Source organism: Streptomyces deccanensis (assembly GCF_022385335.1).
GTDB classification, from domain to species: Bacteria; Actinomycetota; Actinomycetes; order Streptomycetales; family Streptomycetaceae; genus Streptomyces; species Streptomyces deccanensis.
In genome coordinates this window covers 6,975,177-6,999,166 of the sequence record NZ_CP092431.1, presented here as the reverse complement: position 1 = coordinate 6,999,166, position 23,990 = coordinate 6,975,177, and the positions used below count along the sequence as shown (strand labels likewise).

The following is a 23,990-nucleotide window of genomic DNA, read 5'->3' as shown; positions in this document are numbered from 1 at the left end:
CGGCAACTCCGCTTGCTAAGGGGGCAGGGTGTCGTCATGGACGAGCGTAGACCCCGGGGGCGAGCGAGAATCTCGCGCCAACGGACCGTCGCAGTGCGGTCCTTCGACTCTGTCCCGGGTTCTCGTGAACCGTATCACAAACTATTTGATGAGGTCTTTACCTGAATGCTGTGCCAGGTGTCACACATGAGAGTGAAGCCGCCCGTCTGTGCAAAATCCTCGCCGACTTGTCTGGTATAAGGCCGGTTTGCTCCGTCACGCACTCGCATGGCATCGGCAAAGTGTTAGTCAGATTCTTACCTTGCCGTCAGCGCGACGCCCGCGCCCTCCGCCCGCACGACGGACGGCCGGAGGCCGTGTGCGAGGTACCGCACACGGCCTCCGGCCGGTTCTGCGAGCAGGGCGACGAGGGCCCGGCGCCGGGCCCTCCCTCAGCGGCGCGCGCCCGCCGGGCTGCGTTCCGCTTCGTGCGTACGGCCACCGATCGCCGTGGCCCCGTTGAGGGACGGCGTCCAGTCCGGGACCGGGTCCGGCGCGGCCGCCGGGACCGGGCGCCGGCGGTAGCGGGGCGGGACGAAGCTCTGCGCCCAGCGCGGCGCGCGGGGGGTGAAGCGCGGCAGCAGCAGGAGGAAGAGCCCGACCCCGCTGAGCATGGCGATGGCGAGGACGATCCACATGGACGCCGAGTTCACCGTGTAGGCGAGGGTGCCGAAGGCGATCACCGCGGACCAGAAATACATGATCAGCACGGCCCGGCTGTGCGAGTGCCCGACCTCCAGCAGCCGGTGGTGCAGATGCCCCCGGTCCGCGGCGAACGGCGACTGGCCCCGCCAGGTGCGGCGCACGATCGCGAGGATCAGGTCGGCCGCCGGGATCGCGAGAATGCTCAGCGGCATCAACAGCGGGATGTAGACCGGCACCATCGAGTAGACCGTGCTGCGTTCCGAGCCGTACAGGTTCATCACGTCCGGGTCGACCTGCCCGGTGATGGAGATCGCGCCGGCCGCCAGCACCAGGCCGATCATCATCGACCCGGAGTCGCCCATGAAGATCCGCGCGGGGTGCATGTTGTGCGGCAGGAAGCCCAGGCACATGCCCATCAGGACGGCCGCGAAGAGGGTGGCGGGGGCCGCGGCCTCGATGCCGTAGCTGTACCAGAGGCGGTAGGCGTACATGAAGAACGCGGCGGAGGCGATGCAGACCATGCCGGCCGCGAGACCGTCGAGGCCGTCGACGAAGTTGACCGCGTTGATGGTGATGACGACCAGGGCGACCGTCAGCAGGGTGCCCTGCCACTGGGTCAGTGCGACGATCCCCACACTGGGGATGGGCAGCCACAGGATCGTCAGACCCTGCATGACCATCACGCCGGCGGCGATCATCTGGCCGCCGAGCTTGATCAGGGCGTCGATCTCGAACTTGTCGTCCAGGACGCCGATCAGCCAGATCAGCGCGGCGCCGGAGAGCAGGGCTCGCGGTTCGTTGGACTCGGCGAAGACCTGGCTGAGGTTGGTCAGATGGTCGGCGACCAGCAGACCGGCGCACAGCCCGAAGAACATCGCGATGCCGCCGAGCCGGGGCGTCGGTTCACGGTGGACGTCGCGCGCACGAACCGCCGGCATGGCTCCGGCCACGATCGCGAACTTCCGTACCGGCCCTGTCAGCAGGTACGTCACCGCGGCCGTGATGCAGAGCGTCAGGAGGTATTCACGCACGGGCTTCCCCACAGGTCTCGCTGGCCATCACAGCCTCACACCCTAGCGATGCGCGCGACGGTGCACGCATACGGTGGAGGACATCCGGGTAGCGACGATGGTTGCACGTGATGCTGTGCCTGGTGGTGCGTCTACCCCACCTCAGCGCGGATACGGCGGAAATCTTCCGGCCAGGTCCCGTACTTCTTCACGCGTCCGCTTGCCGTCGCCGCCGTCCCTGAGGGCCCCCGCGAACAGCACCGCGAGCCGCGCCATCTCCGCCTCGCCCATGCCCTGGGTGGTGAGCGCGGCCGTGCCGAGCCGCAGGCCACGGGCGTCCGAGTGCGGGAGCGCGCAGCAGTCCAGGACCACCCCGGCCGCCGCGAGCCGCCCCCTGGCCGTACGGCCGTCGACGCCCAGTGGCGCGGGATCGACGGTCAGCAGGTGGGTGTCGGTGCCGCCGGTGACGACCACCAGCCCCTCCTCGGCCAGCCCCCGGGCCAGGACGCGGGCGTTCGCGACCACCTGATGGGCGTACGCGGTGAACGCCGGGGTTGCCGCCTCCCCGAACGCGACGGCCTTCGCGGCGATGGTGTGCATCTGCGCGCCGCCCTGGGTGAACGGGAACACCGCCCGGTCCACCCGCTCGGCCAGCTCGCTCCCGCACAGCAGCATCCCGCCGCGCGGCCCCCGCAGCACCTTGTGCGTGGTGGCGCACACGATGTCGGCGTACGGCACCGGATTGGGCGCCGCTCCCCCGGCGACCAGCCCGATCGGATGGGCCGCGTCGGCGATGAGATAGGCGCCCACCTCGTCGGCGACCTCGCGGAAGAAGGCGTAGTCGATGTGGCGGGGATAGGAGATCGACCCGCACACGATGGCCTTGGGGCGGTGCGTACGGGCCAGGGTGCGCACCTGCTCGCGGTCGATCAGCCCCGACTCGGCCTCGACCCCGTATCCGACGAAGTCGAACCAGCGGCCGGAGAAGTTGGCGGGTGAGCCGTGCGTGAGGTGCCCTCCGAAGTGCAGGCCCATGGCGAGGACGGTGTCGCCGGGGCGCAGCAGGGCGGCGTACGCGGCCAGCACGGCCGAAGAGCCGGAGTGCGACTGCACGTTGGCGTGTTCGGCCCCGAAGAGCGCCTTGGCCCGCTCCACGGCGAGCCGCTCGGCGACGTCCACCATCTCGCAGCCGCCGTGGTACCGGGCGCCGGGGTAGCCCTCCGCGTACTTGTTGGCGAGCGGCGACCCCAGCGCGGCCAGCACGGCGGGCGAGGTGAAGTTCTCGGCGGCGACGAGCTGCAGCGTCGTCGCCTGCCGATCGAACTCACCGAGCAGGATGTCGGCCAGCTCAGGGTCCTGCCGCCGCAGGACATCGGCCTCTAGAACAGGGGTGACCGACATGATGGACTCCGGGGCGACGTGTTGTGGAGCGGCTCGCCTCCGGGGCACCTCAGTCGGTGTCGACAGCTCGACCGTGCTCAGCCCTTCGGGCCTCCGCGCGCTCGACCTCTCGACACCGACGCGCCCCTTCGGCTCACTCGCTGTGATGACGTACGGCCAATGTAGACCCACGGGTCCGCACGCGCCCGGTGTCAGGCCCTCGCGGGCACCCCGGTCAGCGCCGTCACCACCGGATCGAGCGCCTGGTGTATCTCGTCGCCCACCGACCGGAAGAAGGGCAGCGGGGCGCCGTACGGGTCGTAGACCTCGTCGGCCTCGGCGGTCGGGGCCAGGAGCCACCCGCGTAGAGCCGCGGCGGCGCGGACCAGGGCTCTCGCGCGGACGACCATGCCCTCCTCCAGAGGAGGCAGCGTGGTGGGGTCGATCGCGCGGACGAGCCGGGTGAACTCCTTCAGCGTGAAGGTGCGCAGCCCCGCGGAGTGCCCCATGGAGATGACCTGCGCCCGGTGGTCACGCGTGGCCGTCAGCACCAGGTCGGCCCTGATGACGTGCTCGTCCAGCAGCTCACGCCCGGTGAAGCCGGAGGCGTCCGCGCCGAAGTCCGCGAGGACCGCCTCCGCGTTCGCCTCCATCGGCGCCCCCTCGTGCCCCCACGTCCCCGCGCTCTCGACGATCAGCCCGCCCCACAGCGGGTCCCCGAGCCGGTCCGCCAGGGCGTGCCGGGTCAGCCGCTCGGTGATCGGCGAGCGGCACACGTTGCCGGTGCTGACGTGGAGGATGCGGAAGGTGTCCCGCGGCAGTCCCGTGAAGGTCCGCGTCTCTTCCCCGTCCCATATGCCACGCCCCGCGTCAGGGGCCGTCAATTCGCCACCTCAAGGTCGGGTACGACCTTGCGGAGTTCCTCTGCCGACAGGGCCCCGGCGCGCAGCAGCACCGGCACCTTGCCCGTGACGTCGACGATGGAGGACGGCTCGTTGCCGGGGGTGGGGCCGCCGTCGAGGTAGACGGAGACGGAGTCGCCGAGCATCGCCTCGGCGGCGTCGCAGTTCTCCGGCGCCGGGTGCCCGGTCAGGTTGGCCGAGGAGACCGCCATGGGGCCGACCTCGGTGAGCAGCTCGATGGCGACCGGGTGCAGCGGCATGCGCACGGCGACGGTGCCCCGGGTGTCGCCGAGGTCCCACTGCAGCGACGGCTGGTGCTTGGCGACGAGCGTGAGCGCGCCCGGCCAGAACGCGTCGACGAGCTCCCAGGCCATCTCGGAGAAGTCCGTGACCAGGCCGTGCAGGGTGTTCGGGGAGCCGATGAGCACGGGCGTGGGCATGTTGCGGCCCCGACCCTTGGCCTCCAGCAGGTCGGCCACGGCCTCCGACGTGAACGCGTCCGCGCCGATGCCGTACACGGTGTCCGTCGGCAGCACCACGAGCTCGCCCCGGCGAATGGCGGACGCGGCCTCGCGCAGACCGGTGGCGCGGTCGGTCGCGTCGTTGGTGTCGTATCGCCGTGCCATTTAGCGGGCCTCCTCGTACACGTACTGCTGGGGGGTTGTCGTCGGGCGCGTGCTCAGGTCCGTGCTCATCAGGGCAGCGCCTTGCGGGCGGTCGCGAACCGCGGCCGGTTGTTGAGGTCCGGGTGGTCGGCCGCGTCGGCCCAGCCCCGTTCCTCGGTGAAGATCCAGGGCACCTGGCCGCCCTGGGTGTCGGCGTGCTCGATGACGACGACACCCCCCGGGCGCAGGAGCCGGTGTGCGGTGCGTTCCAGGCCGCGGATCAGATCCAGGCCGTCCTCCCCTGAGAACAGGGCGAGTTGGGGATCGTAGTCGCGGGCCTCGGGCGCCACGTACTCCCACTCGGTGAGCGGGATGTACGGCGGGTTGGAGACGACCAGGTCGACCTGGCCGTCGAGGTCGCGGAAGGCGTCCAGGGCGTTGCCCTGGCGCAGGTCGACGCGGGAGCCCGCCATGTTCTTGCGGGTCCATGTCAGGGCGTCCTCGGACAGCTCCACGGCGTGCACGCGCGAACGCGGCACCTCCTGGGCGAGGGCGAGGGCGATGGCTCCGGAGCCGGTGCACAGGTCGACGATGAGCGGCTCGACGACGTCCATCGCGCGGACGGCGTCTATGGCCCACCCGACGACGGACTCGGTCTCGGGCCGGGGCACGAACACCCCGGGGCCGACCTGAAGTTCGAGGTAGCGGAAGTAGGCCCGCCCGGTGATGTGCTGCAGCGGCTCACGCTGCTCGCGCCGGGCGATGACCTCCCAGTATCGGGCGTCGAAGTCGGAGTCCTTGACGGTGTGCAGCTCGCCCCGCTTGACGCCGTGCACGAACGCGGCGAGCTCCTCCGCGTCGTTGCGCGGCGAGGGCACGCCGGCGTCGGCCAGGCGCTGGGTGGCCTGGGCCACTTCCGCGAGCAGCAGGTTCACGCAAGTCCTCCGGTCGTACTCGTCGTACCTCGTACGTGCCTTACGCGGCTGCCAGCTTCGCGGCCGAGTCCGCGTCGACGCAGGCCTGGATCACCGCGTCGAGTTCTCCGTCCAGGACCTGGTCCAGGTTGTAGGCCTTGAAGCCGACGCGGTGGTCCGAGATGCGGTTCTCCGGGAAGTTGTACGTTCGGATCTTCTCGGAGCGGTCGACGGTACGGACCTGGCTGCGGCGGGCGTCGGCGGCTTCCTTCTCCGCCTCCTCCTGTGCCGCGGCGAGCAGCCTGGAGCGCAGGATACGCATCGCCTGCTCCTTGTTCTGCAGCTGGCTCTTCTCGTTCTGGCAGGAGGCGACGACTCCGGTGGGAATGTGCGTGATGCGCACGGCGGAGTCGGTGGTGTTGACGGACTGGCCGCCGGGTCCGGAGGAGCGGTAGACGTCGATCCGCAGGTCGTTCATGTTGATCTCGACGTCGACCTCCTCGGCCTCGGGCGTGACCAGCACACCGGCGGCGGAGGTGTGGATACGGCCCTGCGACTCGGTGGCCGGCACGCGCTGGACGCGGTGCACCCCGCCCTCGTACTTCAGCCGGGCCCAGACGCCCTGGCCGGGCTCGGTGGCGCCCTGGCCGCCCTTGGTCTTCACGGCGACCTGGACGTCCTTGTAGCCGCCGAGCTCGGACTCGGTGGAGTCGATGATCTCGGTCTTCCAGCCGACGCGCTCGGCGTACCTGAGGTACATCCGGAGCAGGTCGCCGGCGAAGAGGGCGGACTCGTCGCCGCCCGCGCCGGCCTTGATCTCCAGGATGACGTCCTTGTCGTCGGAGGGGTCCCGGGGCACGAGCAGCAGCCGCAGCTTCTCGGTCAGCTCCTCGCGCTGCTTCTCCAGCTCCTTGACCTCGGCGGCGAAGTCCGGGTCGTCGGCGGCGAATTCGCGGGCCGTGTCGATGTCGTCGCCGGTCTGCTTCCAGGAGCGGTACGTGCCGACGATCGGGGTCAGCTCCGCGTAGCGCTTGTTCAGCTTGCGCGCGTTGGCCTGGTCCGCGTGGACCGACGGGTCGGCGAGCTTCTTCTCCAGGTCGGCGTGTTCCCCGACCAGTTCCTCGACCGCCTCGAACATCTCTCCGGCTCCCTGTACGACGTTGTGAATGGGCTGCACCACCGCAAAGCGCCGGTCCCGACGCCCCCGATGGGGGCGCCGCGGACCGGCGCTGGGGGCTCGCTACTTCTTGGCAGCGGCAGCCTTGCCGAAGCGGGCCTCGAAGCGGGCCACACGGCCACCGGTGTCGAGGATCTTCTGCTTGCCCGTGTAGAACGGGTGGCACTCGGAGCAGACCTCGGCACGGATGGTGCCGCTCTCGATCGTGCTGCGGGTGGTGAACGACGCGCCACAGGTGCAGCTGACCTGCGTCTCGACGTACTCGGGGTGGATGTCGCGCTTCAAGGTGTCTCCTAGTTTCGGGAGGGCGCCGGGTCGCTGCCGCGGGATGCGAGAGCGTGAACCGGAGCCGACGTACCAGTCTGCCATTCACTGGCGTCATCTCCCAAAACCAGAGACCCCCGCCAGCTATTCCCCCACCCCACCCAGGGCTCCCAGCTGCGGGCAGTCGTGCCGCTGGGGCGATGGGGGTACCTCCCGCTCGAGCGAAGCCGAGAGTGGGGGAGGGTGGGCGCAGGCGGCGCCCTGTCAGCGCCGGTAAGCGCGTCCCACGCGGGTCGGCACGCGCCACGGGGTGCCACGTCGTCGCCGTACGCGGCCGCTCCGCCGTCGGGGCCGGTCGCGCAGTTCCCCGCGCCCCTTCAGGTGCCGGCGGTCACAACGCCCCCTGCGGCCCCCGTCGCCGTCCCCTTCGTCGCCGACTTCGGGATCGGCTTGTCGGCCTTCAGCGCCGCCCACACCCGCTTCGACTTCGCCTCGTCCACCAGCACCCGGTTCGGGTCGGCGGAGTCGTACTGCACCGGCATCGTGACCATGGTCATGTTCTTGGAGCCGATGCCCTTGAGTCCGTTCGCGAAGGACGCGAGGTCCTTGACCGTCTTCAGCTCGGAGTCCGTGGTGACGGCGTCGGTCGCGGACTCGGCGAGGTCGTAGATCTTCTTGGGGTTGCTGAAGATCCCGACCGACTCGACCTGCTCGATCAGCGCCTTGATGAACGCCTGCTGGAGCTGGATGCGCCCGAGATCGGACCCGTCCCCCACCCCGTGCCGCGTCCGGACCAGCCCGAGCGCCTGCTTGCCCGTGAGCGTGTGCTCCCCGGCCTTCAGGTCCAGATGGCTGTCGGGGTCCTTGATGTCCTTCGTGGTGGTGATGGGCACCCCACCGAGGACGTTGATCAGCTTCTCGAAGCCCGCGAAGTCGACCTCGATGTAGTGGTCCATCCGGATCCCGGTCATGGACTCGACGGTCTTCACCGCACACGCGGCACCCCCCGTGGAGTACGCCGAGTTGAACATCGCGTACGAGGCCGCCCGGTGCGTCTCGCCCTTCGCGTCGGTGCACTCGGGCCGCTCGACGAGGGTGTCCCGGGGTATGGAGACCACGCTGGCCCGCTTGTGGCCCTCGTAGACGTGCACGACCATCGCCGTGTCGGAGCGGGCGCTGCCGTCGTCGACACCGCCGCCGAGCTTCTTGTTGCTGCCCGCGCGGGTGTCGGAGCCGAGGACCAGGATGTCCTGGGAGCCGTTGTCGACGTCGAGGGGCCGGTCGGTGCCGAGGGCCTGGTTGATGTCGACGCTCTTGAGGTTGCCGTTGAGCTTGAAGTACAGGTAGCCGATCCCGGTGCCGCCGAGCACCAGGACACCCGCGGCGGTCCACACGACGGCGAGCGCCGCTCTGCTGTGCCCGTCGCGGGGCTTGCGGCGGCGGCCCTTGGCGCCGCGGTGACGCGGGCCGGTGGTGCCGGTGGTGCCCGTGGTGCCGGTCTTCCCCGGTATGCCGGCGTCCGGCGTGCTCTCGGCGGACATCTGCTCCTCTTCTCTCTCCGGTCGGTTACCCCCTGCGCTCAGGAGCAGGCCTGTCGGGTCGGACGCGGCCATGACGCTTTTCTCGGCGCTCCGTGGCCGCTCCGCCCGGTCAGACGGGATATGCCGGGAAAGGGTTGCACAACGAACGGTGCCCATCGCGCAAAGCGCGATGGGCACCGTGTGTGACGGATGAGTCCGGCGGGACCGGGCTCACCTGGTGTTTCAGCCGAGCAGGTCGTACTGGGCGTAGCTGGTCCCGACCGAGACCCGTGTGCTGAAGATCTCGCTCGTGGCCTTGCCGGTGCCCTTGTAGAGGTACAGCGTGCCGGCCGGCGTACGGGCCAGCAGGTCCGCCTTGCCGTCGCCGCTCACGTCACCGGGAGTGATGAGCGTGTTGTAGGCGCTCCAGTCCGAGCGGACCTTGATCCGGGTGGCGAACGCGCCCGTGCCCGACTTGCCGGTGCCCTTGTAGAGGTACACGTCCGAGCCGGTCTTGGTGCGCGCGATCAGGTCGGCCTTGCCGTCGCCGGTGAAGTCGCCGTGACCGAGGACCGCGTTGTACGTGTTCCAGCCCGTGCCGACCTTGACGCGGGTCGAGAACGTCCCGTTGCCCTTGCCCGGGTAGATCCACAGGGCGCCCGCCGAGTCGACCGAGAGCAGGTCGGGCAGGGCGTCGCCGGTGACGTCGCCGGGAGTGATGATCCGGGTGCGGGTGGCCCAGTTGTCGAAGATCTGCGTGGTCGTCCAGCTGCTGGACGAGGGCACGTACCGCCGCCAGAAGACGTCACCGTCGGAGGAGCGGCGCAGGACGAAGTCCTGGTAGCCGTCCCGGTTCAGGTCGGTCTGCTGGAGCAGGTTGTAGCCCTTCCAGCTGCCCTCGGCGGTCAGGGCCTTGCGGTCGCCGAGCGCGGAGCCCGTGGAGGCGCGGACGTAACCCGTGCCGGTCTCCTTGTTGCGCAGGAAGACGTCGGCCTTGCCGTCCCGGGTGATGGCGGCGTCGTCGACCCGCGGCTGGGTCGCGCCGACGTAGGTGCTGACCTTGGCGAAGACCGGGTAGGCGTCAGGCCACACGCAGTCCTCGACGCCCCATGAGACGACGCCGACGACCTTGCCGCCCACGACGAGCGGGCCACCGGAGTCACCGTTGCAGGTGGCGGTGGTCGTGGCGTCGGTGCCGCCGGACGGCTTGCCGGCGCAGACCATGTGCCCCTTGACGAAGTAGGGGCTCCAGGTGTTCGCGCAGGTCGTGTCGCTGACGATCGGCAGCGTGGCCGTCTTCAGCGTCTGCGAGATGTCCTGGGTCTTGGAGCTGGTGCGGCCCCAGCCATAGGCCCTCGCGCTGGTGCCCGCCGTGTACGAGGCCGTGTCGGTCGACGTCGTCATCTTGATCGGCGAGGCCTTGACGGGCTCCCTCAGTGTGAGTACCGCGATGTCATTGTCGATCTTGGCCTCGTTGTACGAGGTGTGGTTCCACTGGCGCGACAGCTTGGTGACCGTGCCGCCGTGGTAGTCCATGTGGCTCAGGCTGCCGTCATCGTTGTAGACGGCTGTGCGCAGTTGATCGGTGCCCGTGACGACCTCGCCGTACTTGGCCCAGTCGTAGTAGTTCTTGTCGACGCAGTGCGCCGCGGTGAGGATCTTCGTCGGTGAGACGACCGAACCTCCGCAGAAGAAGCCGAAGTCCTGGACGGTGTCGTAGTACCAGAGCTGGGCCATGTACGGCGCCGAGGCGATCGTGGTCTCGGAACCGCCGATGATCTGAGCCTCCCGGTTCGGTGTCTCCGATCTCCCGCTCGCGTCCGAACCGGCACTCGCCGACGGCCCCGGCTCCGGCGTCCTGCCGACGGTGTCGTCCGCCGCCATGGCCTTCGCGATCCGTACATCCACCGCGTCCGCCGTGGACGAGTCGGCGCCGCTGGCCGCACTCGCGGACGACACCAGCAGCGCCCCGGTTATCGCCGCAGCAACGGCTCCGGACAAGGGTCTAGCCACTCAATTCCCCCCTGGGAGTGCAATGGTTGAGCATGCTTGATCAGAACGTGAAGAACCTGATCGTGGAAGACCGTGATCGTACACGTGTCGCCTACAGAAAACTGGGGCCACCCTCACCAAGAGGGTGGCCCCAGCGCTGTCAGAGGTACGAGACCTAGTCGCCGTTACCGGGCATCGGCGTCGTCTTCTGGATCTGCAGCAGGAACTCGCCGTTCGACTTCGTCTGCTTCATCTTGTCGAGGAGCAGTTCGATCGCCTGCTGGGAGTCGAGCGCGTGCAGCACCCGGCGCAGCTTCCAGGTGATGGCGAGCTCGTCGCTGCCGAGCAGGATCTCTTCCTTACGGGTACCGGACGCGTCCACGTCCACCGCCGGGAAGATGCGCTTGTCGGCGAGCTTCCGGTCGAGCTTCAGCTCGGCGTTGCCCGTGCCCTTGAACTCCTCGAAGATCACCTCGTCCATGCGGGACCCGGTGTCCACCAGGGCGGTGGCGAGGATGGTCAGCGAGCCGCCGTCCTCGATGTTGCGGGCCGCACCGAAGAAGCGCTTCGGCGGGTACAGGGCGGTCGAGTCGACACCACCGGACAGGATGCGGCCGGAGGCCGGCGCCGCCAGGTTGTAGGCACGGCCCAGACGCGTGATGGAGTCCAGCAGGACGACCACGTCGTGGCCCAGCTCGACGAGGCGCTTGGCACGCTCGATGGCGAGCTCGGCGACCGTCGTGTGGTCCTCGGCCGGGCGGTCGAAGGTCGAGGAGATGACCTCGCCCTTCACCGACCGCTGCATGTCGGTGACCTCTTCCGGACGCTCGTCTACGAGGACGACCATCAGGTGGCACTCGGGGTTGTTGTGCGTGATCGCGTTGGCGATCGCCTGCATGATCATGGTCTTGCCGGTCTTCGGCGGGGCCACGATCAGACCGCGCTGGCCCTTACCGATCGGCGCGACGAGGTCGATGATGCGGGTGGTGAGCACGCCCGGGTCGGTCTCCAGACGGAGCCGGTCCTGCGGGTACAGCGGCGTCAGCTTGTTGAACTCCGGGCGGCCACGGCCGTGTTCGGGCGCCATGCCGTTGGTGGAGTCGAGGCGGACGAGCGCGTTGAACTTCTCGCGGCGCTCGCCGTCCTTGGGCTGACGCACGGCACCGGTGACGTGGTCGCCCTTGCGCAGGCCGTTCTTGCGGACCTGGGCGAGCGACACGTACACGTCGTTCGGACCGGGCAGGTAGCCCGAGGTACGGATGAACGCGTAGTTGTCGAGGATGTCCAGGATGCCCGCGACGGGGATCAGGACGTCGTCGTCGGCGAGCTGCGGCTCGGGGGCGCCGATCTCGTCACGGCCGCGACGGCCACGACGGTCGCGGTAGCGGCCGCGACGGCCACGGCGTCCGCCGTCGAAGTCGTCGTCGTCCTGCGGGCCGTTGTCACGCTGACGGTCCTGGCGACCGCCGCCCTGCTGCTGGCCCTGCTGGCCGCGGTCGCGCTGCGGCTGGCCGCCGCCGCCCTGCTGCTCGTCGCCCTTGCCGCGGCGGCCGCGGTCGCCGCGCTCACCGCGGTCCCCACGCTCGCCCCGGTCACGGCCGCGCTCACGGCGGCCCTGACGGCCCTCGCCGCCCTGGTCACCGGCGTCGGCCCTGGTCTCGGCCTGCGCGGCCGGGGTCTCGGCCTGCGGCTCGCTCTTGGCCTCGGCGGCGACCGTCTCGGGGCTGCCCGCGTCTGCGGTGGCCCGGCGCCGACGGCGCTCGGTGGGCGCCTCGTCGCCACCGGCCGGCTGGCCGGGGATCTCGATCTGCTGCTGGGCCACGGCCTTCTCGGCCTTCTCGGCGGGCGCCGCGGCCTTCTTGGCGGTGGCCTTCTCGGCGGTGGCCTTCTCGGCCGGGGCGGCGTCGTCGCCCGTGCGCGCCTTCGAGGTGGCGCGGCGCTTCGGCTTGGTCTCGGCGGCGGCCTCGGCCTTCGCCGGGGCACCCCCTCCCGCCTGCGCCTCCTTGATGACCTCGATCAGCTGGCTCTTGCGCATCCGCGCGGTGCCCCTGATGCCGAGGCCGGATGCGACCTGCTGCAGCTCGGCCAGCACCATGCCCTCGAGGCCGGTGCCACGGCGCCGCCGGGAGCCGGCACCGCTGGCAGGCGCGGCGTCCGTGGCGGGCGCGGCAGCGGTGTCCTCGACACGTGCGCCCATCAGATCGGTGGTGTCGCTCACGAAGGGTCCTTCCCTGGAGCGGACGTCGGCCTTCTGGCTCGGCGACCGTTTGTGCTGTCCGGCTTCGGTCCTGTTCGTGTGGACCGTGCCGGGGCGGTGGTCCGCCAAAGGCGGCGGAGGGGAATTTCTGGTGATTCGGCGCTTTCCGGGCCGTGGCACTGAGTGTCTGTGTCACGCGGCTCGGCGATGCGCCGGTTCCGGAGCCTGCTCGGCAGACCGCTCAGTGCCTGCGTACGGCGTACAGCTTGACGTACGAAGCACAGTGCGGCTTGGGAGACTCCCGGAAGAATGGTTGTCCCGGACGGGGACGATAAGCACCTCGCCATGGCTGGGGCAGGTGCAGACTTGAGGTTAACACTACCGGATCCAACAAACATTCCCCCTCTCGAAATCCGGCAACCGAACGCCTAGTCGTCGCCGCTGTCGGCGCCGGGTTCGGCGACGGTGGTGGTGAGCGGCAGGACGCACGCCCCTCGGGCGTCGAGGTCCAGCCGGTTGGCGGCCCATCCCGCACCCGCGAGATCGGCCACCTTGTCGGCGCTGGCCTCGTCGGCCAGGGCCAGGACCGTGGGTCCGGCGCCGGAGATGACCGCCGGGACGCCGTCGGCCCGCAGTCGCTCGACCAGGGCCGCGCTCTCCGGCATGGCGGGCGCCCGGTACTCCTGGTGCAGCCGGTCCTCGGTGGCGGGCAGCAGCAGCTCGGGGCGCCTGGTCAGGGCTTCCACGAGGAGGGCGGCCCGGCCCGCGTTGGTGGCTGCGTCGACGTGCGGGACGTTGCGCGGGAGCAGTCCGCGCGCCGTCTCCGTCAGAACCGGCTTCCCGGGGACGAAAACCACCGGAACGATGGAATCCGCGGGGTCCATCCTGATCGCCCGCGCGGCGCCGCCCTCCATCCAGGAGAGCGTGAAACCACCGAGGAGGCAGGCCGCGACGTTGTCGGGGTGGCCCTCGATCTCCGTGGCCAGTTCGAGCAGCGCGGCGTCGTCGAGCCGGTTGTCGCCGCCTATGGTCACGGCGCGGGCGGCGACGATGCCGGCACAGATGGCGGCGGAGGAGGAGCCGAGGCCGCGGCCGTGCGGGATGCGGTTGGCGCAGACGATCTCCAGGCCCCGGGGCTGGCCGCCCAGCAGGTCGAAGGCGGTGCGCAGGGAGCGGACGAGCAGATGCCGCTCGTCGCGCGGGAGCGTCTCGCTGCCTTCCCCCGCGATGTCGACGTGCAGGCCGGAGTCGGCCACCCGGACGACCACGTCGTCGTAGAGCCCCAGCGACAGTCCGAGGGCGTCGAAGCCCGGACCGAGATTGGCGCTGGTGGCGGGGACGCGCACCCGTACGGCGGCGGCGCGGAACGCTGGACCGGCCATCGCTCGATGACTCTCCTTGAGCTGCGAGATTGACGATTGTCGAATGACATTCGATTGACGTTCGACAGGTACCTGAAACCCGGCGGCCGCCGACGACGGCACGGCGCCGCGCCCTTGCGGGGCATATGCAGCGGGCGGGTTCACCACAGCCTATCGAAGGAAGGTTCTGTGGCGACATAGGGCGCACAGGAGGCGCACGATGCGTGTCGTAAGCCCCCTGTGCACCCCCTGTCGGGTCCTGTCAGGGTTATCCCCCGAGAATCCCCGTCTACGCGCGGCTCTCAGGTCTTTTCGAACGGCTGGGCGAGAGGATACGCGAGCGCCCGTGGCTGTGGTTACGCGAGACCGAGGCGCTCGGCCGCCGTCGCCGCGTCCACCGGGACCGTGACGGGCTGCGGGGCGCCCGCGACGGCCCAGTCCGGGTCCTTGAGGCCGTTGCCGGTGACCGTGCAGACGATGGTCTGGCCCGGATCGACCTTGCCGGCCTCGGCGGCCTTCAGCAGACCGGCCACGGAGGCGGCGGAGGCGGGCTCCACGAAGACACCCTCCTGAGCCGCCAACAGCCGGTAGGCGCGCAGGATCTCACGGTCCGTCACCTCGTCGATGGCACCGCCCGACTCGTCCCGCGCGGCCAGGGCGTACTGCCAGGAGGCGGGGTTGCCGATGCGGATCGCGGTGGCGATCGTCGACGGGTCCTTGACGACCTCGCCGCGCACGATCGGCGCGGAGCCGGAGGCCTGGAAGCCCCACATACGGGGCGTCCTGGCGGCGATCCCGTCGGCGGCATACTCCTTGTAGCCCTTCCAGTAGGCCGTGATGTTGCCCGCGTTGCCGACCGGCAGGACGTGGATGTCGGGCGCGTCGCCGAGCATGTCCACGATCTCGAACGCGGCGGTCTTCTGGCCCTCGATGCGCACCGGGTTCACCGAATTGACCAGCGCCACCGGGTAGTTGTCGCTCAGTTCACGCGCGAGGGTGAGGCAGTCGTCGAAGTTGCCGTCGACCTGGAGGATCTTCGCGCCGTGCACCAGGGCCTGGCCCATCTTGCCCAGCGCGATCTTGCCCTGCGGGACGAGCACGGCCGAGACCATGCCCGCGCGGACGGCGTAGGCGGCCGCGGAGGCAGAGGTGTTGCCCGTGGAGGCACAGATGACGGCCTTCGCGCCCTCTTCCTTCGCCCGGGTGATGGCCATGGTCATCCCGCGGTCCTTGAAGGACCCGGTGGGGTTCGCGCCCTCCACCTTGAGGTGGACCTCGCAGCCCGTGCGCTCGGAGAGCACCTGCGCGGGGACGAGGGGCGTGCCGCCCTCCCGGAGCGTCACGACCGGCGTGCTGTCGGAGACGGGCAGCCGGTCCCGGTACTCCTCGATGATTCCGCGCCACTGGTGGGTCATTGCTGGTTACTCTCCTTCAACCCGCATGATGCTGGCGACACCCCGCACGGTGTCGAGGTTGCGCAGCGCCTCGACGGTCCCGGTGAGGGAGGCGTCGGAGGCGCGGTGGGTGACGACGACGAGAGAGGCCTCGCCGTCCTTGCCCTGCTGCCGAACCGTATCGATCGACACTCCGTGCTCCGCGAACACGGTCGCCACCTGGGCGAGAACACCCGGTTTGTCGGCGACGTCGAGGCTGATGTGGTAGCGCGTGACGACCTCGCCCATGGGCGAGACCGGCAGGGCGGCGTAGGCGGACTCACCGGGTCCGGTGGACCCCGCGAGCCGGTTGCGGCACACGGCCACGAGGTCCCCGAGCACGGCGGAGGCGGTGGGGGCACCGCCCGCGCCCGGCCCGTAGAACATCAGCTGACCGGCGGCGTCCGACTCCACGAACACGGCGTTGTAGGCGCCGCGCACCGAGGCGAGGGGGTGGGTCAGCGGGATCATCGCGGGGTGCACGCGCGCGGTGACGGACCCGCCGTCCGCGGCCCGCTCGCAGATGGCGAGGAGCTTGATGGTGCAGCCCATGTTCTTGGCGGAGGCGAAGTCGGCCGCCGTCACCTCGGTCATTCCCTCGCGGTACACGTCGTCGAGGCGTACGCGCGAGTGGAAGGCGATACCGGCGAGGATCGCGGCCTTGGCGGCGGCGTCGAACCCCTCGACGTCGGCGGTCGGGTCGGCCTCCGCGTACCCGAGAGCGGTTGCCTCGTCGAGGGCCTCCTGATAACCCGCCCCCGTGGTGTCCATCTTGTCGAGGATGAAGTTGGTCGTCCCGTTGACGATGCCCATCACCCGGTTGATCTTGTCGCCGGCGAGGGACTCGCGCAGCGGCCGGATCAGCGGGATGGCACCGGCCACGGCGGCCTCGTAGTAGAGGTCCGCGTCGTGGTCCCCGGCGGCGGCGTGCAGGGCGGCGCCGTCCTGGGCGAGGAGGGCCTTGTTGGCGGAGACGACGGACGCGCCGTACTCGAACGCGGTGGTGATGAGGGAGCGTGCGGGCTCGATACCGCCGATGACCTCGACGACGACGTCGATGTCCCCGCGTTTGACGAGCGCGGTGGCGTCGGTGGTGACGAGGGCGGGGTCGATGCCCTCACGGACCCGGGAGGGCCGCCGTACGGCCACCCCCGCGAGCTCGACCGGGGCGCCGATGCGCGCGGCGAGGTCGTCGGCGTGCGTCGTCATGATGCGCGCCACCTCTGAGCCGACAACCCCACAGCCCAGCAGCGCCACCTTCAGCGGACGCGTACGCATCATCCGACCTCGTTTCCTCACATACCGACATACCGAACACGGTGGGACCAGTCTCACTCACCGGACGGGAGTTTCTATCCCCGGTCCGGATCGTGAGACATCTATTTCATTTTCACCGGGCCGAAAGACGAAGATCTTCCGGCCCGTGATTCCGGGAGCCGCAGCCTCAGCCGACGTCGAGCCGGAGAAGATCATCCTCCGTCTCACGGCGGACGATGACGCGGGCCTCTCCATCATTGACGGCGACGACCGGCGGGCGCAGGACGTGGTTGTAATTGCTCGCCATGGAACGGCAGTACGCACCGGTGGCCGGTACGGCGATCAGGTCACCCGGTGCCAGGTCCGCCGGCAGGAACGCGTCCTTCACCACGATGTCACCGCTCTCGCAGTGCTTGCCGACCACACGAGCGAGCATGGGCTCGGCGTCGGAGGTACGGGACACCAGCGCGACGCTGTACTCGGCGTCGTACAACGCGGTCCTGATGTTGTCCGACATGCCCCCGTCGACGGAGACGTACGTCCGCAGCCCGTCCAGCGGCTTGATGGTGCCGACCTCGTAGAGCGTGAAGGCGGTCGGGCCGACGATGGCGCGCCCGGGCTCGACGGAGATCCGGGGCGCGCGCAGCTTCGCGGCCTCGCACTCCCGGTTGACGATCTCGGTGAGCGCCTTGGCGATCTCGTGCGGCTCGCGGGGGTCGTCGTCGCTGGTGTAGGCGATGCCGAGACCGCCACCGAGGTCGATCTCGGGCAGTTCGACGCCGTGCTCGTCACGGATGTCCTTGAGCAGCCCGACGACGCGGTGGGCGGCGACCTCGAACCCGGAGGTGTCGAAGATCTGCGATCCGATGTGGCTGTGGATCCCGATCAGTTCGAGCCCGTCGAGCTTGAGCGCCCGCCGTACGGCCTCGGCGGCCTGCCCCCCGGCCAGCGGGATCCCGAACTTCTGGTCCTCGTGGGCGGTGGCGATGAACTCGTGGGTGTGGGCCTCGACGCCGACGGTGACACGGATCTGCACCCGCTGCCGCGTGCCGAGGGACTGGGCGATGTGCGCGACCCGCACGATCTCCTGGAACGAGTCGAGCACGATCCGCCCGACGCCGGCCTCGACGGCCCGGCGGATCTCGTCCTCGGACTTGTTGTTGCCGTGGAAGGCGATGCGGTCGGCGGGCATACCGGCGGAGAGCGCGGTCGCGAGTTCGCCGCCGGAGCAGACGTCGAGGTTGAGCCCCTCCTCGTGCAGCCAGCGCACGATGGCACGGGACAGGAACGCCTTGCCTGCGTAGAACACGTCGGCGTCCTGCCCGAACGCGGTGCGCCAGGCGCGCGCCCGCGCGCGGAAGTCGGCCTCGTCGACGAAGTACGCGGGCGTGCCGAACTCCTCCGCGAGCGCCTTCACATCGATCCCACCGACGCTGACGACCCCGTCGGCGCCACGGGTGACGGTCTGCGCCCACACCTTCGGGTCCAGCGTGTTCAGGTCGGCGGGCGGAGCGGAGTAGTGCCCCTCGGGCAACACGTCGGCGTGACGGGGCCCGGCGGGGTGTGCGGAACGGCTCATGTCTGTAGGGCTTTCTGTGTGCTCTCTGGGCGGGGGCGCGGGGGCTTCGGCGGGTGGGGCGGGGCGGGGCGGAACGGGGGGCGGGGGCAGGCGCTGGGCTGGAGGTTGGAGGTTGGAGGTTGGGGGCTGGAGGTTGGGGGCAGGGGCGGGGCTTCGGCTGAGCTTCTGGTGGGCTTCGGCTTCTGGTCGGCTTCGGCTTCGGCCCGGCTGCGGCTCGGCTTCTGGTGACCGTGGCTGAGGGCTGGGCTTCGGCTATGTGCTGCCGACTGACTGTCTGCTCAAGGCCTTGTTGCTCTCGCTTGCTGCTCCGTGCTTCCTGCTTCCTGCATCTCCGCTCTGGGGGCTTGGGCTCCGCGGGGTTGCTCAGAGGTATTCGGGTGCGTCGATGCCGAGCAGGGACAGGCCGCCGGCCAGCACCGTCCCGGCGGCTTCGGCAAGAGCCAGCCGGGCCCGGTGGGCGGCCGAGGGTTTCTCGTCGCCGCGCGGCAGCACCGTGTGCTGGAAGGCGAGCAGGGCGTCGGCGAGGACGACCAGGTGCCGGGCGAGGCGATCGGGAGCGTGGTGCGTGGCCGCTCGGGCGAGGGCGGAGGGGTACTCGGTGAGGGCGCTGACGAGGGGGGTGGTCACGTCGGGGGTGGCGACGGCGGTGGGGGGCGCGGGCGTGGCGTCGGGGGTGGTGACGGCGACGGCCGGGCGAGAGGTGGGCAGCGTGTCGGGGGTGTCGAGGTCGCCCGGGGTGCCGGTGAAACCGAGGGCCGCGGCGTTACGGGTGAGTGCGCGGGCTCGGGCGTGGGCGTAACGGACACGGAAGAGGGGGTTGGCCGCCCGCTGCACGAGGAGGTCCGCCGTGATCCGGGGCCGGTCGTGAGCGGCCGGGTGCAGCAGGGCCCAGCGGAGGGCGTCGGGGCCGAGGGGGGTGGGGTCCTCGGGGGCGGGGACGGGGCGGAGGTCGATGGGGGTGGTCGCCGGTTCGTCGGGAGAGACGTGCTCGCAGACCTCCTCCGACTCTGCCCGAGTCGCCGTCCCCGCCCTTGCTCCCGCCGTTGCCCCTGCCTCTTCGTCTGGCTCTGGGGTGACATGGGGCCGGACGTGGTGGACCTCGACTCGACCGCCTTGGCTGCCGACGATCCGTGTGAGCGCGTCGGCGACGACCTCGGCGCGGATGTCGTACGGGATACGCAGCCGGACGACGTGCCCGGCGAGGGCGTCGCTGTGGCCGTAAGGGAGCGGGGCGAGACCTTGACCGGGTTGGCTGACATGGCCGGATTGGCTGACATGGCCGGGTTGGGTGCCGTGGTCTCGCTGGATCCGGCGGACCAGGGCGGTGACGGCGGCCCGGTCGAGGTGGATGTTGAGGAAGCCGGGGCCGGTGATCTCGACGGCGGCGACGCCCTCGGTGCGGCTGAGGTGGGGGCGCAGTATCTCGGCGACCTGCAGCGGGGGGCGACCGGCGGGCCGGGCCAGCTGCAGGGCGATGTTCGTCGCGTAGTCCCCGCGTCCGCCGGGCCCGGGCGGGGTGACGACGGCGCGTGCGGGCACGGCCACACTCAGCTCCCCCTCGTCCACAGCACGACGCACCGCGCGCAGCACGGTACGGGAGAGCTCGACGGGGGTCACGGGGACAAGCGTATGGGAGGAGGGGGGTGGGTATGCGAGCCGGTTTACCTCGGGGTCCGCGATGTGGACGGGGTGGCGGGGGCGGGACGGCAGGCCGCCGGGCCCGGAGGCCGAGAGATCCCCGAACCACTCCCCCTCTCATCCCCGCGCCCTAGAACCTTCGAATCCCCGAACCCTCGAACCCTCGAACCCTCGAACCCTCGAAGGTCAACTTGCGGGTCGGCCGGCACGCTCCGCGTGCTCGGGGTGATCGCTGCCGCTGGCCGGGGCACCGCCGGAGGCAGCAGTGCCGTTGCTGCCATGGGCGGCGGTGGCGATGGGACTGTCGCCGCCGATCCCGTCAGGCGAGGTCTCCCCGCTCCCCGAACGCGATCGCTCGACCAACTGCCGTACCAGAGAAACGAGTTCGCTCGGCTCGAAGGGCTTGGCAAGAAACGCGTCGACGCCGACATCGAGCCCGGCCTCGACCTCGTACTGGGTACAGGCACTGACGATGGCGAGCGGAAGACGCCGTGTGCGCGGGTCGTCGCGGAGCTGGGCGGCGGTACGGAGACCATCGAGCCGAGGCATCGCGACGTCGAGGGTGATGAGGTCGGGCCGCACCTGATGAACGACGTCCAGGCACTCGGCACCATCGGCCGCGGTCACCACCTCGAAGCCCTCCAGCTCGAGGTTGACCCTGATCAGCTGCCGGATGACCTTGTTGTCGTCCACAACAAGCACCCGGCCGGACGCGCCTGGCACAACTCGAGAGTAGGTCGGCGCCCACCGCCGCGTCCGGGTTTTCCCGACTTCCACCCCCTGCGGGGGTCTCCGGCTGCTCAACCCCGCCCCCACCCCCGCAAAACCCGTTCATGATCTCCCTCGGAGAGCTGGTAGGGTTCTACCCGTCGCCGCCACACAAGGCGCCCGACACGCCCCCGTAGCTCAGGGGATAGAGCAACGGCCTCCGGAGCCGTGTGCGCAGGTTCGAATCCTGCCGGGGGCACCTTGCACGAGGTGTCCGAAGACCCCGTCGTCAGCGAGATCGCTGAGGTCGGGGTCTTTTTGTGTGGCGCTTGGGTCTTGTGTGCAGCTGATGCCGGGGGCGAGCGCGGGTCGTCGATTGGTTTTGGTGTTCGCCGGTGCGGTCGCGTACTTCAGGCTTCGGTCCATGGGCGTAGCGATGCATAGACGCTGTCGCTGTCGAGTTCGTGTCCTCGGTCGAGGCTCTTCAGCAGGGCGGTCGAGGCGGTGAGGCGGTCCGGGTAGTAGAGCTCGGGGGTCAGGCAGGTGGGGCAGTCTTCGAGAAGACAAAAGGGCGAGAGCTGTATTGGTTCGTCCTGCTGGGTCAGCATGTAGAGGCTGCCGTCGGCCAGCGGGACGTCGGTCTGGAATGAGATCGGTTCGAAGTCAGGGTGATCACCGGTCAGCACAAGTCCAGAGACCTCGAACCTTCCCAGTTCAGGCAGCCAGCGAAGCCTGTCCGTGTGCACCCACCGGGAACGCGCCAAAAAGGTGCACCAGGAGAGGCCGCTGAACATGAGCCGCTCGATCTCTTCCAGGCTCCTCTCGAACTCAGCCCGAGTACGAGGGCCCGACCCATGCCTTATCTTGTTCCGCAGGGCCACGAGTTTGTCGAGGTCTGCCATCAGCCCCTTCTTCCCCTTCTTCAGGGCAGTGGCCTCGGCCAGCCCTGAAGCTGGATCACCTGTTTCCCTGGAATCCGCGCCTACGGCTCGGATTACCGCTACCCAGTGCCCCAGCGAAACGCCACCGCCTGCCACCGCCTTCCTCCACTGAACGATCTCGGGAAGTTCCTGGCGCCCTCGGTTCGCCGCGATGGCGTGGGCGATGATTCCGAGAGAAAGGATCAGAGATTCCACACATTGGAGGGCGGCCTCATGCTTCTCCGCAGGTGATGTACTGTGCTGGAACTTCCGTACAGCACGGGCGATACCGTAGGGGTAGTCTTGGAACAACCGGTACCGCTCATTCTGTTTACGCAAGTTCTGTGCGATGAGCGAACTCAGGTCGGCTGCTTCACTCAGCCTGGTGCGGCGTGCGCTACTCGTTCCCTTTTCGAAGATTGCTAGGCGCGCATCCCGAAGCCGTTTCTGGATCTTCTGTGCTTCAGCTTCCCCCTCGGCAAGCCTGGATAGGAAGGTACGGATCTCCTCTGCGTCACCCTCGCATTTAGGAATCCGTACATTCCCGAGATCAAGGCGCCTAATGCGTGGCATGACATCGTACAAGCGAAATTGCTGCTCCGCTTGCGGGCTTGCCAGGTAGGCGGTCAGGTACTCGGAAGGGACTGGGTTCTGAATCGGCCTGATGACAATCAGGCCCTGGCCTGGCTGTACGCCGTCGTATGCTGATGGGAGCAGTGACCAGTGACGTGTGCCGGCCAGGTCACGGCCGACGATGTCCCCCTCCCGCAGCCGGATTCGGGGCTCACGTTGGTTGCCGCGCACCGGCAGCATGTCGACGGGGAGCAGTTGTACGTCTAGCAGGGAAGGTGGCAGTACTCGTCGGTCGGCAGTCGCATCACTCGGGTGCTCCGCCGGTTCGATCTCCTTGCGCGGAACCGATCCTCCGTAGATCTCAGTGAAGTCCCCGAGTCGCACCCATTCCTGAGCCACTGTCTTGGCCTCATGGACTTTTCGATAGTGGGTCAGGGAGAGGTTGTATCCCTCCTTTGCAATCTCGGCCTTCGAGATCAGAAAACTCTGTTCACTGCGCTTGCGTGCACGTTCGCTCGTACCACGTGACAGCCAGCGCTTCACCACATCGGGCAGATTGTTCTTGGCGTGATCAGCCTGATGGAGCCGCGCGCTCGGCAAGGCCCCCAATTTTTCGGGCGGGAGGAGCGGAGCGCGCCGGTCGTCAAGGCTCCATCCATCTGCCGTGACGTCGTAGAACCAAACGCTGTCCGCGCTTCGGTCGTTCGCCTTCGTCAAGAAAAGGATGGACGTGGAGATTCCCGCATATGGCTTGAAAACACCGGCGGGAAGCTTCACCACTCCATCCAGTCTGTTGTCCTCGACCAGGGTTCTGCGCAGTTCTTTGTGCGCGTTGGTCGAGCCGAAGAGGACACCATCGGGGACGATGACGGCGGCTCGGCCCCCGTGCTTCATCAGCTTCAGCGTCAGGGCGACGAACAGCAGCTCCGACTTCTTCGTGTGGATCACGCGCCGCAGGTCATCGGCTGTGGATTCGTAATCAAGGCTGCCGGCGAATGGCGGATTGGTGAGCACCAACGAATAGCGCTCCGCTTCCGCACCCAGGTCTTGTCCCAGTGAATCGCGGTACCGGATATCCGGGCTGCTGACTCCATGGAGCCACATGTTCATCGATCCGATCCGCAGCATCGTGCTGTCGAAGTCGAATCCGTGGAACGTAGTGCCGGCACCGGGGTCGTGTCGTGCTTGCTCCCGCACTTCCACGAGCGCGGAAGATGACCGACCAATGTAGTCGGCGGCCGCGACAAGGAATCCGGCTGTCCCGCAGGCCGGGTCGCAGATGTTCTCCCCGGCTTCGGGTGCCGTCATCTCAATGATCAGCTGGATGACGTGCCTAGGGGTTCGGAACTGCCCATTGTGGGCCGCCGTCGCCACCTTGCTCAGCAGGTGCTCGTAGAAGTCACCACCGAGGACCGCACCGTCGACCGGAACGTCCTCCAGCAGGTCCACCACCTTTGCGAGCAGCCCCGGCGTCGTGATGGTGAAGCGCGCGTCGGTGAAGTGCGCGCCGAGACCGGACTTCGGGCCGTCGAACGAACGGAGCAGAGGGAAGATCTCGTCACGCACCGCGGCGAACATGTGTTGCGGTGGCTGGGTCACCAGATACGACCAGCGCAGTCGCTCATCGAGTAGTGCGGCGGTCACGGGATTCGACTGAACCTCGTCGGCAGTTGGTTGGCGTGGTGGAGAGGCGTATCGGGCGTCGAGTATCCGAAGGAACAGCAGATACGTGAGTTGTTCGACTATCTCCAGCGGGTTCGACACGCCTCCGGACCAGAAGGCGTCCCACAACCGGGCGGTCTTGCTTTGGAGTTCGCTCTGCAGCACGGTGTGAGGCTATCCGAACGGGTCGTCGGAGCAAGGCAGTCCGCCGTGC

17 protein-coding genes and 1 tRNA gene are annotated in these 23,990 nt (G+C 69.2%); 1 reads left to right on the top strand and 17 read right to left on the bottom strand.

Going from position 1 to position 23,990, the window contains the following annotated elements:
• Positions 1-431: 431 nt before the first annotated feature.
• The 16 genes from L3078_RS31220 to L3078_RS31145 all read right to left on the bottom strand — a co-directional run bounded on the left by L3078_RS31220 (position 432) and on the right by L3078_RS31145 (position 20,636).
• Positions 432-1,715, bottom strand: a complete 1,284-nt coding sequence (locus tag L3078_RS31220) for an MraY family glycosyltransferase (RefSeq protein ID WP_239757287.1) — start codon at positions 1,713-1,715, stop codon at positions 432-434.
• A gap of 141 nt (positions 1,716-1,856) precedes the next feature.
• Entirely contained in the window at positions 1,857-3,095 is a 1,239-nt protein-coding gene (locus L3078_RS31215; RefSeq protein ID WP_239757286.1) for a serine hydroxymethyltransferase, read from the bottom strand.
• A gap of 191 nt (positions 3,096-3,286) precedes the next feature.
• On the bottom strand, positions 3,287-3,958 hold the full coding sequence (locus L3078_RS31210; RefSeq protein ID WP_033526518.1) for an arsenate reductase/protein-tyrosine-phosphatase family protein: 672 nt from the start codon (positions 3,956-3,958) through the stop codon (positions 3,287-3,289).
• Positions 3,955-4,602, bottom strand: coding sequence for an L-threonylcarbamoyladenylate synthase (locus tag L3078_RS31205; protein WP_033526519.1), 648 nt, complete (start codon positions 4,600-4,602; stop codon positions 3,955-3,957). Before L3078_RS31205 ends, L3078_RS31210 begins: the two co-directional genes overlap by 4 nt.
• 68 nt (positions 4,603-4,670) lie before the next feature.
• The gene (gene prmC, locus L3078_RS31200; protein WP_045558937.1) at positions 4,671-5,516 is read right to left on the bottom strand and encodes a peptide chain release factor N(5)-glutamine methyltransferase; all 846 of its coding nucleotides are present in this window, start codon (positions 5,514-5,516) and stop codon (positions 4,671-4,673) included.
• A gap of 40 nt (positions 5,517-5,556) precedes the next feature.
• Positions 5,557-6,633 (bottom strand): peptide chain release factor 1, encoded by a 1,077-nt coding sequence (gene prfA / locus L3078_RS31195; protein WP_239757285.1) that lies wholly within the window; start codon positions 6,631-6,633, stop codon positions 5,557-5,559.
• Between the two features lie 102 nt (positions 6,634-6,735).
• Entirely contained in the window at positions 6,736-6,957 is a 222-nt protein-coding gene (gene rpmE, locus L3078_RS31190) for a 50S ribosomal protein L31 (RefSeq protein ID WP_028804216.1), read from the bottom strand.
• Between the two features lie 356 nt (positions 6,958-7,313).
• On the bottom strand, positions 7,314-8,477 hold the full coding sequence (locus L3078_RS31185) for an LCP family protein (RefSeq protein ID WP_239757284.1): 1,164 nt from the start codon (positions 8,475-8,477) through the stop codon (positions 7,314-7,316).
• A gap of 222 nt (positions 8,478-8,699) precedes the next feature.
• Positions 8,700-10,469 (bottom strand): trypsin-like serine protease, encoded by a 1,770-nt coding sequence (locus L3078_RS31180; RefSeq protein ID WP_239757283.1) that lies wholly within the window; start codon positions 10,467-10,469, stop codon positions 8,700-8,702.
• Positions 10,470-10,623: 154 nt separating this feature from the next.
• Positions 10,624-12,666 carry a transcription termination factor Rho gene (gene rho, locus L3078_RS31175; RefSeq protein WP_239757282.1) on the bottom strand — a complete coding sequence of 681 codons (2,043 nt, stop codon included), beginning with the start codon at positions 12,664-12,666 and terminating at the stop codon, positions 10,624-10,626.
• A 407-nt stretch (positions 12,667-13,073) separates the two neighbouring features.
• On the bottom strand, positions 13,074-14,027 hold the full coding sequence (thrB, locus tag L3078_RS31170; protein WP_239757281.1) for a homoserine kinase: 954 nt from the start codon (positions 14,025-14,027) through the stop codon (positions 13,074-13,076).
• Positions 14,028-14,362: 335 nt separating this feature from the next.
• Positions 14,363-15,421, bottom strand: a complete 1,059-nt coding sequence (gene thrC / locus L3078_RS31165) for a threonine synthase (protein ID WP_239757280.1) — start codon at positions 15,419-15,421, stop codon at positions 14,363-14,365.
• Positions 15,422-15,427: 6 nt separating this feature from the next.
• Positions 15,428-16,720 carry a homoserine dehydrogenase gene (locus tag L3078_RS31160; protein WP_033526526.1) on the bottom strand — a complete coding sequence of 431 codons (1,293 nt, stop codon included), beginning with the start codon at positions 16,718-16,720 and terminating at the stop codon, positions 15,428-15,430.
• A 163-nt stretch (positions 16,721-16,883) separates the two neighbouring features.
• On the bottom strand, positions 16,884-18,275 hold the full coding sequence (lysA, locus tag L3078_RS31155) for a diaminopimelate decarboxylase (RefSeq protein ID WP_239757279.1): 1,392 nt from the start codon (positions 18,273-18,275) through the stop codon (positions 16,884-16,886).
• A 363-nt stretch (positions 18,276-18,638) separates the two neighbouring features.
• On the bottom strand, positions 18,639-19,892 hold the full coding sequence (gene nrtL, locus L3078_RS31150; protein ID WP_239757278.1) for an ArgS-related anticodon-binding protein NrtL: 1,254 nt from the start codon (positions 19,890-19,892) through the stop codon (positions 18,639-18,641).
• A gap of 207 nt (positions 19,893-20,099) precedes the next feature.
• Entirely contained in the window at positions 20,100-20,636 is a 537-nt protein-coding gene (locus tag L3078_RS31145; protein WP_239757277.1) for a response regulator, read from the bottom strand.
• Positions 20,637-20,808: 172 nt separating this feature from the next.
• Here L3078_RS31145 and L3078_RS31140 point away from each other — a divergent pair.
• Positions 20,809-20,880, top strand: a tRNA-Arg gene (locus L3078_RS31140).
• Between the two features lie 151 nt (positions 20,881-21,031).
• Here L3078_RS31140 and L3078_RS31135 read toward each other — a convergent pair.
• Complete coding sequence (locus L3078_RS31135) at positions 21,032-23,941, bottom strand: N-6 DNA methylase (protein WP_239757276.1); 2,910 nt, start codon at positions 23,939-23,941, stop codon at positions 21,032-21,034.
• Between the last annotated feature and the right edge of the window lie 49 nt (positions 23,942-23,990).

Coding starts and splice junctions, on each gene's coding strand:
- prfA (WP_239757285.1), bottom strand. CDS start 6,633: ATGTTCGAGGCGGTCGAGGAACTGGTCGGGGAACACGCCGACCTGGAG.
- lysA (WP_239757279.1), bottom strand. CDS start 18,275: ATGAGCCGTTCCGCACACCCCGCCGGGCCCCGTCACGCCGACGTGTTG.
- L3078_RS31185 (WP_239757284.1), bottom strand. CDS start 8,477: ATGTCCGCCGAGAGCACGCCGGACGCCGGCATACCGGGGAAGACCGGC.
- L3078_RS31205 (WP_033526519.1), bottom strand. CDS start 4,602: ATGGCACGGCGATACGACACCAACGACGCGACCGACCGCGCCACCGGT.
- thrB (WP_239757281.1), bottom strand. CDS start 14,027: ATGGCCGGTCCAGCGTTCCGCGCCGCCGCCGTACGGGTGCGCGTCCCC.
- thrC (WP_239757280.1), bottom strand. CDS start 15,421: ATGACCCACCAGTGGCGCGGAATCATCGAGGAGTACCGGGACCGGCTG.
- L3078_RS31215 (WP_239757286.1), bottom strand. CDS start 3,095: ATGTCGGTCACCCCTGTTCTAGAGGCCGATGTCCTGCGGCGGCAGGAC.
- L3078_RS31160 (WP_033526526.1), bottom strand. CDS start 16,720: ATGATGCGTACGCGTCCGCTGAAGGTGGCGCTGCTGGGCTGTGGGGTT.